Below are 13,568 nucleotides of genomic sequence, written 5' to 3'. Positions count from 1 at the left end.
CCCGCCGTGCTGCTCACCTCGGGTGTCGAGGTGCCCGCTCCCTCGGACAGTTCGGCACCGCCCTGCACCGCCTCCAGGCGCTGCTGCAGGACGAGCTTCACGGGAAGGCGGTTCCCGTGCGCCTCCTCGTAGTCGATCAGCGCGCGCAGGCCTCCCTCGTCGAGGCCCGTGATGCGCGTGGGCAGGGTGCCGAGCGGGATGTGGTCGTAGTCGGGCAACGGTAGTGCGTCATGGCCTGATGATCCGGTCACGTCAACTCCTGGGCTCATTGGGAAGCATGCTTAGTGAAGCCACCCTAGGCACGGGAGCGACCGACGGGCAAGCAGCTCTTGGGTGCGCCGGAGCAGTGGCAGGACGCCGCCGGTCGTCCTCCCTACACCCTCCGCGGGCCGGTGGAACAGCGCGTGGAGACCTGGCCGCCGTGTGTATCCTGATACTTTGTATCCGATCCGAACGACTGTGGTGCCGAGGCTGGAACTGTGACTTCTCCGATGGAAGAGCTGACTGTGGTCTTCGCCAGACTCAAGGGCCTCCTGCTCACCGAAGGCAAGGCCGGACGAGCGGTCGAGGACCTTGCCGAGGCCGTGAAGAAGTCGTTCCCGGGTTCGCTCGGTGCGGGTGTGTCCCTGATGGACGACCAGGGCCGCAAGCGCAGCACCGGCTACACCGACGACGTGGTGGCGGCCGCCGATGCCCTGCAGTACGAACTGGGCCAGGGTCCCTGCCTGACGGCGTGGGCCGCGGAGACGACCGTGCAGATCGACGACGTCGTATCCGATGACCGATGGCCGCTCTGGCGGAAGGCGGTCGCGGACCTCCCGTTGCGTTCGACCCTCAGCACCGTCCTCGTGCACGACGGCAGGAGCATCGGTGCCCTCAAGGTCTATTCACCCCTCCCGTCCGCCTTCTCGGCCCAGGACCGCAAGCAGCTGGCCCTCCTCGCCTCCCCGGTGGCCACGCTGCTGGGCAGCGCGCAACCGGACAGCGCACCCGCGGCAGCGAGCAGGGCGCTGCAGGCCGCGCTCGGGACCCGGGATCTCATCCACACCGCCCGGGGCATCCTGATGGAACGGCACGGACTGGACGCGGACTCGGCTCTGCGCCGCATGCTGTCCGAAGCATCGACGACGAAGACGGACCTGCGGGCCGTAGCCCTCTCCGTCATCGACGGCACCGCCGGTAGCTCGCACTAAGGCGTAGCCCGTGGAGAACCATCCAGATCACGAATATCAGCGGATCCACCTCCTCCGGGCGATCCGCCACGCGCAGATCGAGGCCAGTGAGCTCTGGCTGCACTACTTCGGCCTGGGCGGAGACGCCGGCGAGTACGAGGTCGAGGCCTACCTCCACGGCTCCTTCACCCTGCCGCCGCTCCAGCGGGACCTCCTCGCCCACGCGGCCAACGAACTGATCGACCGCCTCCCTCCACCGCCGCGCGCCCCCTACAGCACCGATCCCGCCGAGGACGGGGAGCAGCCCGACGGAGACGCGCCCCTGCAGGCGGGCGGTGGTGGCCATGAGGGAACGGCTCTCGACTGGCTCTTCAAGCCGAGGGCCGGCACGGAACCGGAGGCGGACAGCAACGACTCCGACTCCGGTTCTGCCACCGAACCCTGAGCGGACCTAGGATGGTGCGGGTGACTCCGTTCAGCCCCGACCGCCTGCGCCGCCGCCCCGACATCGAGTCCGCGGAGCTGGTCGCCGTCGACGCGGCCGACCGGCTGCTGCTCGACACCGCTGCGGACCGTCTCGCGCTCGGGGGCGGCGTCGCGACGATCAACGACTCCTACGGGGCCCTCACCCTGGGTGCCGTCGGGCTGTGGGGCGGAACGCCGATCCGGGTGTTCCAGGACGGCGTGGTCCACGAGCGGGCACTCGCCCTGAACGCCGCCGACGCCGGCATGGCGGACACCTACCGGCCCTGCCCCCTGGACGGCTCGCTGCTCGACGGCGTCGCGACCGTCCTCCTGCGCCTCCCGCGATCGCTCGACGAACTCGACGAGATCGCCTGGACCATCGCCGCGCACGGAGCACCGGACGTACAGGTGATCGCCGGAGGCAGGCTCAAGCACATGTCCGTCTCCATGAATGCCGTGCTCGGCCGGTACTTCGGGGACGTCACGGCCGGCCTGGCCCGCCAGAAGTCGCGTGTCCTCCGGGCAGCGGAGCCCCGCCCCACGTCCACGTCCACTTTCCCCCGGGCTGCGAGGTTCGACGTCGGCCTCGACCGTCCCCTGGAACTGCGCGCCTATGGCGCGACCTTCGGTGGAGCCGCGCTGGACCCGGGGACCCAGCTCCTGCTCCCCCACCTGCGCGGTCTGGCCGACGCCCTGCCGGACGATCTCCGCGCCGGGAAGGTCATCGATCTGGGCTGCGGGAACGGCGCCATCTCCGCCTACCTCGCCCTGACCCACCCGGACCTCGAGGTGCACGCCACGGACCAGTCGGCCTCGGCGACCGCCTCGACGGCCGCAACCGCGGCGGCCAACGGTGTGGCCGACCGGGTCAGGGTGAGCAGGGACGACGCGCTGTCCGCCCTGCCCGACGCCTCGGCGGGCGTGATCGTCCTCAACCCGCCGTTCCATACCGGCAGTACGGTGCATACCGGCGTCGCCCATCGCCTCTTCGACGCCTGCGCCCGTGTCCTGGTCCCGGGGGGCGAGCTGTGGACCGTGTGGAACAGCCATCTCCGCTACCGCCCCGTCCTCGAACGGACCGTCGGCCCGACCCGGCAACTCGACCGCTCCCCCCGCTTCACGGTCACCCGGTCGACGCGGAGGGTATGACCGCTACCGGCGCGCGGATCTCCCGCGGCTCTCAACCGTTCCGCAACCACCTGGTCTCCGCGGATGGGGGTGGCCATGGGATGAAGGAAGGCCCCCGTCCGGTGGACGGGGGCCTTCCTCGGTTTCAGCTGTAGCGCGGCAGCTTACGCTCCGGTCAGCTTCTCACGCAGTGCTGCGAGTGCCTCGTCCGACGCAAGCGTGCCGGATCCGGTGTCAGCGGCGACAGGCTCCGAGGAGTAGCTCGTCGCGTTCGACTCGACAGGCTCGTTCGCTGCAGCGGCGTCGTCGGACGCGTGCTGGACGACCTGCTTCTTGTGGGACTCCCAGCGGGACTGGGCCTCAGCGTACTGAGCCTCCCAGGCGGCGCGCTGCGTCTCGTAGCCCTCGAGCCATTCGTTCGACTCGGGGTCGAAGCCCTCGGGGTACTTGTAGTTGCCCTCTTCGTCGTACTCGGCGGCCATGCCGTAGAGCGCGGGATCGAATTCGGTGCTGTCGGCGTCGACGCCCTCGTTGGCCTGCTTGAGGCTGAGGGAGATGCGGCGGCGCTCGAGGTCGATGTCGATGACCTTGACGAAGAGCTCGTCACCCACGGAGACAACCTGCTCGGCCAGTTCGACGTGGCGGACAGCGAGCTCCGAGATGTGCACGAGGCCTTCGATGCCGTCCTCGACGCGGACGAACGCGCCGAAGGGAACGAGCTTCGTGACCTTGCCGGGAACAACCTGGCCGAGTGCGTGCGTACGGGCGAAGGTCTGCCAGGGATCTTCCTGCGTAGCCTTCAGCGACAGGGAGACACGCTCGCGGTCCAGATCGACCTCGAGGACCTCGACGGTGACTTCCTGGCCGACCTCGACGACCTCGGAGGGGTGGTCGATGTGCTTCCAGGACAGCTCGGAGACGTGGACGAGACCGTCGACGCCGCCGAGGTCCACGAACGCACCGAAGTTGACGATCGAGGAGACGACGCCCGGACGGACCTGGCCCTTCTCGAGCTTGTTGAGGAACGTGGAACGGACCTCGGACTGGGTCTGCTCGAGCCATGCACGACGCGACAGAACGACGTTGTTGCGGTTCTTGTCGAGCTCGATGATCTTCGCTTCGATCTGCTGGCCGATGTACGGAGCCAGGTCGCGGACGCGACGCATCTCGACGAGGGACGCGGGCAGGAAGCCGCGCAGGCCGATGTCCAGGATGAGGCCACCCTTGACGACCTCGATGACGGTACCGGTGACGACGCCGTCTTCTTCCTTGACCTTCTCGATGTCGCCCCAGGCGCGCTCGTACTGAGCACGCTTCTTGGAGAGGATCAGACGGCCTTCTTTGTCTTCCTTGGTGAGAACCAGAGCCTCGACCTGATCGCCCACGGAGACGACGTCTCCGGGATCGACGTCGTGCTTGATGGAAAGCTCGCGGGAAGGAATGACACCCTCGGTCTTGTAACCGATGTCGAGCAGGACCTCGTCGCGGTCGACCTTGACGACCGTACCCTCGACGAGATCTCCGTCGTTGAAGTACTTGATGGTGGCGTCGATCGCTGCGAGGAAGTCCTCAGCGGTGCCGATGTCGTTGATCGCGACTACGGGGGCACCTTGCTTCTCGGTGGTGGTGATGGTCATGTAGTTGGGGCTCCGTTGTGGAAGATTACTTGCTCCGGTCATGACGGATACCGCGATTCCAGCTGGGCCGGGAGCGGGTTCCGATGTCCGGATGTGGACGAAATGGAAAGAACCTCGGAAGATTCAGGAGTGGTACCGCGCCCCGGGGCCGCCGGCTTGCACCGGAATCCACCAGAACGCACTACGCGCCTGTCTAGTCTAGCCTCGGGGTCCAACACCGTCAAAGCAGCGCGGTCGGGTCGGGGGTCTCCACCGATCGTCCGCGACCTCTTTCTTGCGAGGTGGAATACCTCGAGTTCCTATCGGCCTCAGGTAAGGCTAGCCTAAAGAGTCCCCGCTTCACTTTCTGCCCCCTCGGCAGCCCTTCAAGGTGGTTCCCCGTGCGTTCGTCCTTCCCGTCCCGTGTCCTCGTTGCCGCGGTGGCCGCCCTCGTCCTCACCGGCTGCGGATTCAGTGGTGGTTCGGCTCCCTCCGATGACAGCACCGCGGCAGCCGACACGAGCCAGCGCATCGTGGTCGACAACTTCCGGGCTCCGGTGGCCGACTGGGCACTGGAATCCGATGCCGCCTACATCCTGTCGCTGTCCGGGTGCCTGGAGACGCTCACCCGGTACGACCAGAAGGAAGGGAAGGTCCAGCCCTCTCTGGCCACCGAGTGGAAGCAGGCCTCCCCCCTGGAATGGGACTTCACCCTGCGCCAGGGCGTCTCCTTCCAGGACGGCACGGAAATGACCGCGGAGTCCGTGGTATCCGCGCTGAACCACGTCCTGGACGCCGAGGTCCCGGCGCGGGCCTTCAACCGGACGATGATCAGCTCCGTCAGCGCCGTGGACTCCGATACCGTCCGGGTGAGCACCCCGGAGGAGAATCCCCTGGTCCCGTACCGCCTGGCGAGCGTGAATACCGGCATCCTGGCTCCCGCCGCCTACGGGGACGGCCAGGTGGATCCGTTCGGGCACTGCACCGGCCCCTTCACGCCGGTGTCCGAGCAGCCCAAGCAGTCCCTGACCCTGGACCGCAACGAGAACTACTGGGGAGGGGACGTGCAGCTCGCCGGAGCGGAGATCCGCTTCATCACGAACGGCGCCACCCGGGCGGCCCAGATCCAGACCGGGGAGGCGGACATCTCCCTGTCGATCCCCGTGTCCAGCCTGGCGACCCTGAAGGGCGCGTCCGGAGTCACCGTCCTCGAGGCGGACTCGCCGCGCACGGCGACGCTCTACCTGAACAACGGGCGCGCGCCGCTCGATGATGTGGACGTCCGCAGGGCGATCCGGAAGGGCCTGGACCTCGACGCCCTCGCGGCCAGCGTGTACGAGGGTGCCGCCCTTCCGGCCACGGGTCCCTTCGCCTCCTCCGAGCCGTGGGCGGACGGCGTGGGCGAGGACCAGGAGCAGGACCTGGACGGGGCCCGCGATCTGCTCGCCACCGCCGGCTACACCGCTGACCGGCCCCTGGAGATCATCGCCATCGTGGAACGTGCGGAGTTCAGCGACGTCGCGGCCGTGATCCAGGAGAACCTGAAGGACATCGGCATCCCGGTGACCATCGAGGCCAAGGAGTATGCAGCGGCGGAACCGGACGTCCTGGCCGGCGACTACGACATGCTGCTGAGCCAGCGCAACCGACTGATCGACATCGCCGATCCCATCGGCTTCCTCACGGCGGACTACACCTGCGAGGGCACGTACAACCTGAGCCATTTCTGCAGTGCGGAGTACGACGGCGTCATCGCCGAGGCGGCGGCGACCGTGGACCAGACCGAGCGCTACGCGCTGTACGCCGAGGCAGGCCGCATCCTCCAGGACGAGGCCGTCAACGCCTGGCTCGTGAACGAACAGGCCACCGACGCTGTCCGCACCAACGTCCTCTCCTACGTCCAGGACCCGCTCTCCCGCTATGTCCTGACGGCGGAGACCGCGAAGACCGCACCCTAGCCCTCCAGCAGACAGCCCCTCCATGCTGCACTTCATCACCAAACGCATGGCCACCCTGGTGGCCGCCGTCGCGGTGTCCTCCTTCGCGGTGTTCCTCATCCCCTACCTCACCCCGGGGGACCCGGTGCGGAAGATCATCCGATCACGGGTGGCCGGGGACGCGGTGGACGAGGCCACCGTCCAGGGCCTGGCCGAGAGCCTGGGCCTGGATGACCCCCTTCTCGCCCAGTACCTGCGGTGGGTGGGCGACGTCGCCGGCGGCGACATGGGGCTGTCCTATGTCAGCAGGACTCCGGTGGCGGAGCAGGTGCTGCCGGCGTTGGCCGTCACCCTCAGCCTGGTGGTCCTGTCGCTCGGACTGGCGGTCTCGCTCGCCCTCCCGCTGGGCATCGTCTCCGGGCTCCGGCCGGGAAGCGCGGCGGACAAGGCCATCACCGCTGTCACCCAGGCCCTCATCGCCATGCCCGAGTACTGGGTGGCGCCCGTGCTGGTCCTGGTCTTCGCCCTCGAACTGTCCGTGCTGCCCACCGCCGGCTGGAACGACCCGTCGTCCGCCGTGCTTCCCGCAGTGACACTGGCCCTGCGGCCCATCAGCTTCTTCACCTCGGCGGTCCGGGCAGGCATCATCGACAGCGCAGCGGCGGACCATGTCCTGGCCTCGCGTGCCCGCGGCCTGAGCCGGGCCCAGTCGGTGGTGCGCCATGTCATCCCGAACGGGCTGGTCCCCCTGTCCACGCTCTTCGCCGTGTGGTTCGCGGGGCTGCTGGGTGGCTCCGTCATCGTGGAGGTCATCTTCGCCGTCCCGGGAATGGGTCGGCTCCTCTTCGATGCCGTCGTCAACGGCGACATCCCGCTCGCGCAGGGCGGGGTGGTGGTGGTCGTGGTGCTCGCCGTCGTTGTCACCACGGCGGCCGACCTCGTCCACCGGTTCCTGAGCCCGGCGCTGGGAGCATCCCTTGCGTAGCCGGATCACCGGAACGACCGTCGCCGCGTCCGTCCTCGTCCTCATCGTCCTCATCGTCCTCCTGGCGCCCTGGCTCGCGCCCTACCCGCCCGCGGAGCAGAATCTGACCGAGCGCCTCGCTCCTCCGTCCGCCGGGCACTGGCTGGGCACCGACAACCTGGGCCGGGACACCCTGAGCCGCATCCTGGACGGCGGCCGCTTCTCCATGTCGGTGGCGGCGCTCGCCACCGTGTCGACCTGCCTGCTGGGGGTGGCCATCGGCGTCCTGAGCGCGCGGCGCCGGGGCTGGGTGGACGAGTTCCTGACCCGGACGAACGACGTCCTGCTCGCACTGCCGGAGATGGTGGTGGCGCTGTTCGTCGTGGCGGCGCTCGGGACGGGGTTCGGGCCGCTGCTGCTCGCCCTGACCGTGACGGGATGGACACCCTTCGCACGTTTGGCACGGGCCCTCGCCTACGACGTGTCCGCCCGTGGCTTCGTCGAGGCAGCGCGCGTGGTGGGCTGCCGGTCGTCGTTCATCGTCCTCCGGCATGTCCTGCCGCACCTGGCAGCTCCCATCCTCGGTCAGGCGGCGCTGCGGTTCGGGCACCTGCTGATCAGTGTGGGAGCCCTCTCCTACCTCGGTCTGGGGGTGCAGCCCCCACAGGCCGACTGGGGGTCCATGATCGCGTCCGCCCAGCCCTTCGCGGACCGCGCTCCGATGGGGATCCTCGCGCCCGGCCTGGTCATCTTCACCGTGGCGCTCTGCGTGACCCTGCTGGGCCAGCGTGCGGCGCGCAGAACGGCACCTCCCCTGCTCCTTCCCGCCGGGACCGACTCGTGACGGCGGGTCTGGTCCTGGACGGTCTCGACGTCCGCACCGACTCCTCCGAGAGCCGGGGTACGCCCCTGCTCGACGGCGTCTCCCTCTCGGTCGGTCCCGGTGAGTTCGTGGCGCTGGTCGGTGGGTCCGGCTCGGGGAAGACGCTGACCGCGATGTCCTGCCTGCGCCTGCTGCCGCCTCGGCTCGCCATCACCGGCGGCTCCATCCGGCTCGGCGACCTCGACCTGACCCGGGCCGCCGAGCAGGAACTGAACAGTGCCCGTGGCGGCCGGCTGGGGATGCTGTTCCAGCAACCCGGGCGCATGTTCAATCCGAACCGGACCGTCGGCCACCACCTTCGGGAACCGTTACGCCTGCATGCGGGTCTCCGGGGTGTGGGAGCTCGCAGCAGGGCCCTCGAACTGCTCGCCGAGGTCGGGTTCCCGGATCCGGCCCGAGGCCTCCGGGCCTATCCGCACCAGCTCTCGGGCGGGATGGCCCAGCGCGCCATGACGGCCGTGGCGCTGGCGGGGCAACCGGAGATGCTCCTGGCCGACGAACCCACCTCCGCGCTGGACAAGGTCCTGGAACGGCAGATCCTCCAGTTGCTCGACCGGGAACGCCGGGAACGCGGACTGGGCATCCTGTACATCACCCACAACATCGCGTCCGTCGCCGCATACGCCGACCGCGTCCTGGTCATGAGTGCCGGATCCATCGTCGAGGAGGGCGTCACGAGCGAGCTGCTCGCCCGACCCCGGAACCCGTACACCCGGGAGCTGCTGACCGCCGCCCGCCTCGCGCCCGAGTCCCGACGCCGTCAGCCCTCCACAGAACGCGAGATCCTGGTCCTGGACGAAGTGGGCAAGAGCTTTCCTGCGCCCCGGGGAAAACGCCACACCGCCCTCGAGGACGTCTCCCTGTCCCTCAGGCGCGGGGAGATCCTCGGGATCCTGGGCCAGTCGGGGTCGGGCAAGAGCACACTCGCGAAAGCCGTCGTGGGGCTCGAATCCGTCGATACCGGGTCCATCACCCGTTCTCCCGACGGCGCCGGTGGAGACCGGATCACCGCCGTGCAGCTCGTGTTCCAGGAGCCGCACAGCGCCTTCGACCCCCGCATGACCCTGCGGACCAGCCTCCGCGCACCGCTCCACGCACGCCGGGAACTGACGCCCAGGGAACGGGACGACCGGATCAGTGCTGCGATGGAGGAGGTGGACCTGGACGAGAGCCTGCTGGAGCGGCATCCCGGCCAGTGCTCGGGCGGTCAGCTCCAGCGAGCCACCATCGCACGGGCACTCCTCCTGGAGCCACGGATCCTGATCTGCGACGAGGCCACCTCCGCACTCGACGCGCTCTCGCAGCGCACCATCCTGAATCTGCTGCTCCGTCTGCAACGCGAGCACCACCTCTCCCTGGTCGTCATCTCCCATGACATGGACGTGGTGAGGTACATGTGCGACAGGGTTGCCGTCATCCTGCAGGGGCGGGTGGTCGAGGTGGCCCAGACCCGGGACTTCTTCGCCACGCCCCTGCACCCGCACAGCCGGACGCTCGTCGCCGCGTCGATCCCCTGTCGTGCCGAAGGACTCTGGGCGGCTCTGCATGCTCCCGGGCTGGTCCGGGCGCCGGACGGAAAGGCATCCCGTGACGAGGCCTGACGCGCCGCTGCCGGGACCGGCTGCCCGCGCCACCCGTGCTCCGGACCACCCCGAGGTGACACGCTCCGCCTCCGGTGATCTCTCCCGATGATTCCTGCTCCCTCGACGACCCAGGGCGGCGCATCGGTGCTCCTGTCCACCCAACTGGTCTTCAACATCGGCTTCTACGCCGTCGTCCCCTTCCTGGCGCTCGTCATGTCCGAGGACCTCGGGCTGGGTGCCGCCGCCATCGGCGTCGTCCTCGGTGTGAGGACCTTCAGCCAGCAGGGCCTGTTCCTGCTCGGAGGGGTGCTTGCCGACCGGTGGGGCCCTCGCCGCAGCATCCTGTCCGGTTGCGTGCTCCGGGCAGCGGGCTATTACGGACTGGCCGCGGCCGACAGCTTCTGGCCGTTCCTTCTGGGCGCCGTACTGACCGGCATGGGTGGCGCCCTCTTCTCGCCCGCCGTCGAGGGGCTCGTCGGCGCACTCGATCGAGCCCGCGCAGCGGACGGCAGTCGGCGCCGGAGTCTGTTCGCGTGGCTCGTCCTGTTCGGCGAAGTGGGCGCCGTCACCGGGCCCCTGGTCGGTACCGGCCTCCTGCCACTCGGCTTCCCTATCGTCGCCAGGTCCGCCGCCTGCCTCTTCCTTACGGTGGGAGTGGTCCTCTGGCTGATCATGCCGCGAGGGCTTCCGACGACGGCCCCCTCGCCCCGGGCAGCAGCCGGGGGCCATGACACCTGGGCCTGCCTGCGGGAGCGTCGCTTCCTCGCGTTCTGCGCGTTCTTCGGCATCAACCTCCTCGCGTACAACCAGCTGTACTTCACGCTCCCTCTCGAACTCCAGCAGAGCGGGGCGGGCGCCGGACTTCTGGGCATGCTGTTCACCATCACCTCGATCCTGACGATCGCACTCCAACTACCGGCGTCGTCCGTGGCAGCGAGGATGGGGACGGTCGCGGCGCTACGGGCCGGGTTCTCGTGCATCGCCGTGGCCTTTCTGCTGATCACGCTGCTCGGTACCACCGGCATGCACCTCGTGCCCGGACTCCCGGCGGCCACTGGACCGGTGTGTCTCGTCGTCCTCCTCAGCCTCGGACGCATGCTCGTCGGGCCCGCCGGGCTGCAGCAGGTGCAAGGTTTCGCCGGGGCACGACCGCTGGGTGCCTACTACGGGCTCCTCGCCAGCTGCGGAGGCCTCGCCGTGGTCTGCGGCAACACGCTGATAGGTGCGCTCCGGGACACCGTGGGCAGCACCACCGGTTGGGTGCTCCTGGTCCTCCTCAGCGGGGCTGCCGCTGTCTTCCTCCCCCGTTTCCTTCCCCTGCCGTCCACGGCGGCGTGACCTCCGACGGGCATCGGCTCACAACCCCTTCTTCCTGCACCCTCGGATCGGCCGTCGGCGGCGCGCTTCGCAGACACCCTCGGTCCGATCGGACGCTCCGCCTGGAGGCGGATCTAGAAATGCGTGATGCAATACGGCTCCTCGGAGCGTCCGAACAGCGTGTCGAGGAGCTCGACAGCGTCCCCGGCTGCAGCGTCGAGAGCGCCGGCCGCTGCGAGTGCTGAAGCCGACACTCCCCCGAGGTACAGCGAACCGAGCGCATTGATGGTGAGGGTGGCGTCGGGTGCCGCCGCGGCCTCGACGTGCTCCACCTGGGCGACGCCGTCCACGACGGTCAGGACGTAGGAGCCGCCGGCGAGCCCGAGCGCGTCCAGGACCTCCAGGACGATCGTGCCGCTCCCACGGAACGAGCGGCTGCCGAGCGCGGCCGGCACGTCGAGCAGGCGGACCCAGAGGACGTCCTCGGTCCCCTTCACGTCATAGCAGCGCCGGTCGCGCAGCGCCCAGGGCAGCGGGTCGTCCCGCCGCGCTCCGTCCCAGGTGACGACCTGCACGAGGTCGAGCGATCCCAGGTACCGCCACAGTTCGAGGTAGGCAGAGGGTGTGGCTGCCACCAGATCCACGATCTTCATCGTGTAGGGCGTCGTGTCCCAGCCTGCGAAGCGATAGGACACGTACCCTGCCGGCGTCCCCTCGGCGTCGTAGTGCACCGCCATCCGCACCCTGCGGTCCTCGACCGGCCGTTCCCTGCCCCACTCGCCCGAGGCACGGCGCGGGTAGGCGTACTGCCGGCCGACGGAGCCGAAGGTCACGGCGTGGAAGCCTGCGAAGATCTGCTCGGCGAGGCGCACTGCGTGCTCCCGGGCCACCAGCGTCGTCGTACCGGTTCTCGGTGCCGTCACCTCGAACCGCTCGCGGACGTCCACCTCGACGGCCTGCGTGAACGTGGCGCAGCCGAATCCGAAGCGCCCGTAGATCGTCGCCTCCGACGCGGTCAGGATGGCCAGCGGGAGCCCCCGTTCCGCGGCCTCCCGAAGGTCCCTGGTCATCATGGAGCGCAGGATGCCGTTACGCCGGTGGCTCGGCCGGACGGTGACAGCTGTGATCTGGTGGGCTTCGATCTGTCCCGCTCCGACGTTGAGCGGATGCACCATCGTGCCGTAGGTGGCCACCGGATGGTCCGCACCGAGGGCCTCGGCGGGCTGGGCACGATCGTGGACGCCCCACAGGACCCGCTGGTCCGCCTGGTACGCCCCGAGGAATTTCGGGATGTCCTCCGGATCGAACGTGCCCTCGTGGAACCCGATCCCCTCCGCATCGAGCCACTTCGTGAAGCGGCCGTCCGCCGTGACGTCCTCGTCGGCGGCAGTGCTGAAGATCTCGGTGTGCAGGTCGGGTGCGGTGTTGTGGCTCACTCCACCACCCTAGCCGCGGCGGTCCGGCGGGGACCAGGGGCGCCGTCGGCGCCGACCTCAGGGGTGGCAGGACGACGCCCTCCGGCGGCGGGGCCGGGGCGCCTCTTAGCGCGCTCGCATCGGGAGGAGTACGACGACGGCGCCCCACCTCTGGTCTCGTGAGCGATCGCACCCCGATTCCCTGAGAAATAGGGAGCGTCCTGTCGTTGTCCACATAGGCCGAGGAGCACGCTGAATAGTACGCGTGTTCGATAAAATTCAGGGTATGGCCATCGCCCCGCTCGAGTGTTCCGCGCAGACCCCGACTACAGTGGGTCCGCTGAACTCGGCCTTCGCTGCGCTCACGGAGTGTGCCCGAGAGCTGGGCCGGCAAGGCCGTGTCCCGTCCCGGCCGGAGGCAGTGCAGCTCATCATCGACATCGAACGTGTCTCGAGAGTCGTGGACCATCTGCAAGTCCTCGCCGCACGCCTCGCCGAGGAACACTACCGGGTCGACGAACCCGATCACGGCAGTACGTCCGGGAGTACGTCCGGGAGTACGTCCGCACCCGGGTCGCTGCTGGCCCGGGCAGAACAGGCCATTCGCGCCAAGACTCCGACTCCGGCCGCTTCCAGCACAGCTTCGTCGGGTATCACTTCCTCGAGCACCGCTTCGTCGGGCACCACGTCCGCGAGCACCGCTTCGTGGGGTACCGCGTCGTTGGGTGTCGGCAGCGCCACGGCATCCTTCTGGGGGTCGCGGGCGGGTGCAGCACCGGATGGATTCAGGGATTGCGCGGACTTCCTGCGCGGGACCCTGGGGATCAGCCGTACCGAAGCCCGACGCCGGCTGGCCCTGGCGGACCTGGTGCTGTGCCGGATGTCGCCAACGGGTGCGGCGCTGCCTGCCCGACTGGAAACCCTCAGTGCAGTGGTGGAGGCGGGGCTGGTCAGCGGTCGGGCCGCGGCGATCGTGTCCCAGGCAGTACAACGGGTGCAGTCCTTCGCGACCCCGGAACAGGTCGAGTCGATGGAGGACCACCTGACCCGGCAGGCGGTCGAGTCCGACGAGGACATCCTGCGGGTCG

At 69.1% G+C, this 13,568-nt stretch carries 12 protein-coding genes; 9 read left to right on the top strand and 3 right to left on the bottom strand.

The window, feature by feature from the left end; genetic code table 11:
- Positions 1–251: hypothetical protein (locus tag CVO76_RS05290; protein WP_208741062.1), on the bottom strand; the 251-nt coding region annotated here is incomplete at its 3' end.
- 240 nt (positions 252–491) lie between these two features.
- On the opposite strand from CVO76_RS05290, the gene CVO76_RS05285 reads away from it, so the two are divergent.
- Genes CVO76_RS05285 through CVO76_RS05275 form a run of 3 tightly spaced genes read left to right on the top strand, consistent with a single transcriptional unit; the run spans position 492 to position 2,786 of the window.
- Entirely contained in the window at positions 492–1,193 is a 702-nt protein-coding gene (locus CVO76_RS05285; RefSeq protein ID WP_208741060.1) for a GAF and ANTAR domain-containing protein, read from the top strand.
- 10 nt (positions 1,194–1,203) lie between these two features.
- Positions 1,204–1,617: a hypothetical protein gene (locus CVO76_RS17555; protein ID WP_347876227.1), complete on the top strand. Its 414-nt coding sequence runs from the start codon at positions 1,204–1,206 to the stop codon at positions 1,615–1,617.
- A 20-nt stretch (positions 1,618–1,637) separates the two neighbouring features.
- Positions 1,638–2,786, top strand: coding sequence for a class I SAM-dependent methyltransferase (locus CVO76_RS05275; RefSeq protein WP_244186215.1), 1,149 nt, complete (start codon positions 1,638–1,640; stop codon positions 2,784–2,786).
- A gap of 143 nt (positions 2,787–2,929) precedes the next feature.
- Here CVO76_RS05275 and rpsA read toward each other — a convergent pair whose 3' ends face one another.
- Positions 2,930–4,402 carry a 30S ribosomal protein S1 gene (gene rpsA, locus CVO76_RS05270; protein WP_104117334.1) on the bottom strand — a complete coding sequence of 491 codons (1,473 nt, stop codon included), beginning with the start codon at positions 4,400–4,402 and terminating at the stop codon, positions 2,930–2,932.
- Between the two features lie 380 nt (positions 4,403–4,782).
- On the opposite strand from rpsA, the gene CVO76_RS05265 reads away from it, so the two are divergent.
- The 5 genes from CVO76_RS05265 (at position 4,783) to CVO76_RS05245 (ending at position 11,086) form a co-directional block, all read left to right on the top strand.
- Positions 4,783–6,339: an ABC transporter substrate-binding protein gene (locus CVO76_RS05265; RefSeq protein WP_208741056.1), complete on the top strand. Its 1,557-nt coding sequence runs from the start codon at positions 4,783–4,785 to the stop codon at positions 6,337–6,339.
- Between the two features lie 22 nt (positions 6,340–6,361).
- Entirely contained in the window at positions 6,362–7,303 is a 942-nt protein-coding gene (locus CVO76_RS05260; protein ID WP_208741054.1) for an ABC transporter permease, read from the top strand.
- The gene (locus CVO76_RS05255; RefSeq protein ID WP_208741052.1) at positions 7,296–8,126 is read left to right on the top strand and encodes an ABC transporter permease; all 831 of its coding nucleotides are present in this window, start codon (positions 7,296–7,298) and stop codon (positions 8,124–8,126) included. The genes CVO76_RS05260 and CVO76_RS05255 overlap by 8 nt, the downstream gene beginning before the upstream one ends.
- Positions 8,123–9,766, top strand: coding sequence for an ATP-binding cassette domain-containing protein (locus tag CVO76_RS05250; RefSeq protein WP_208741050.1), 1,644 nt, complete (start codon positions 8,123–8,125; stop codon positions 9,764–9,766). The genes CVO76_RS05255 and CVO76_RS05250 overlap by 4 nt, the downstream gene beginning before the upstream one ends.
- 87 nt (positions 9,767–9,853) lie before the next feature.
- Complete coding sequence (locus CVO76_RS05245; RefSeq protein ID WP_208741048.1) at positions 9,854–11,086, top strand: MFS transporter; 1,233 nt, start codon at positions 9,854–9,856, stop codon at positions 11,084–11,086.
- A 113-nt stretch (positions 11,087–11,199) separates the two neighbouring features.
- On the opposite strand, the gene CVO76_RS05240 is transcribed toward CVO76_RS05245, so the two are convergent.
- Positions 11,200–12,501 carry a GNAT family N-acetyltransferase gene (locus CVO76_RS05240; RefSeq protein WP_208741047.1) on the bottom strand — a complete coding sequence of 434 codons (1,302 nt, stop codon included), beginning with the start codon at positions 12,499–12,501 and terminating at the stop codon, positions 11,200–11,202.
- Positions 12,502–12,901: 400 nt separating this feature from the next.
- Here CVO76_RS05240 and CVO76_RS05235 point away from each other — a divergent pair.
- A partial coding sequence (locus CVO76_RS05235; RefSeq protein ID WP_208741045.1) for a DUF222 domain-containing protein occupies positions 12,902–13,568 on the top strand: 667 nt, incomplete at its 3' end.

The sequence above is a fragment of the Arthrobacter agilis genome (genome assembly GCF_002953615.1).
GTDB lineage: Bacteria > Actinomycetota > Actinomycetes > Actinomycetales > Micrococcaceae > Arthrobacter_D > Arthrobacter_D agilis_B.
The sequence above is the reverse complement of the archived record's forward strand: the minus strand, read 5'-3'. Positions and strand labels throughout refer to the sequence as shown.

What these genes read in the sequence shown, in the direction of transcription:
- rpsA (WP_104117334.1), bottom strand. Translation starts at nt 4,402, where the DNA reads ATGACCATCACCACCACCGAGAAGCAAGGTGCCCCCGTAGTCGCGATC.
- CVO76_RS05260 (WP_208741054.1), top strand. Translation starts at nt 6,362, where the DNA reads ATGCTGCACTTCATCACCAAACGCATGGCCACCCTGGTGGCCGCCGTC.
- CVO76_RS05285 (WP_208741060.1), top strand. Translation starts at nt 492, where the DNA reads ATGGAAGAGCTGACTGTGGTCTTCGCCAGACTCAAGGGCCTCCTGCTC.
- CVO76_RS05245 (WP_208741048.1), top strand. Translation starts at nt 9,854, where the DNA reads ATGATTCCTGCTCCCTCGACGACCCAGGGCGGCGCATCGGTGCTCCTG.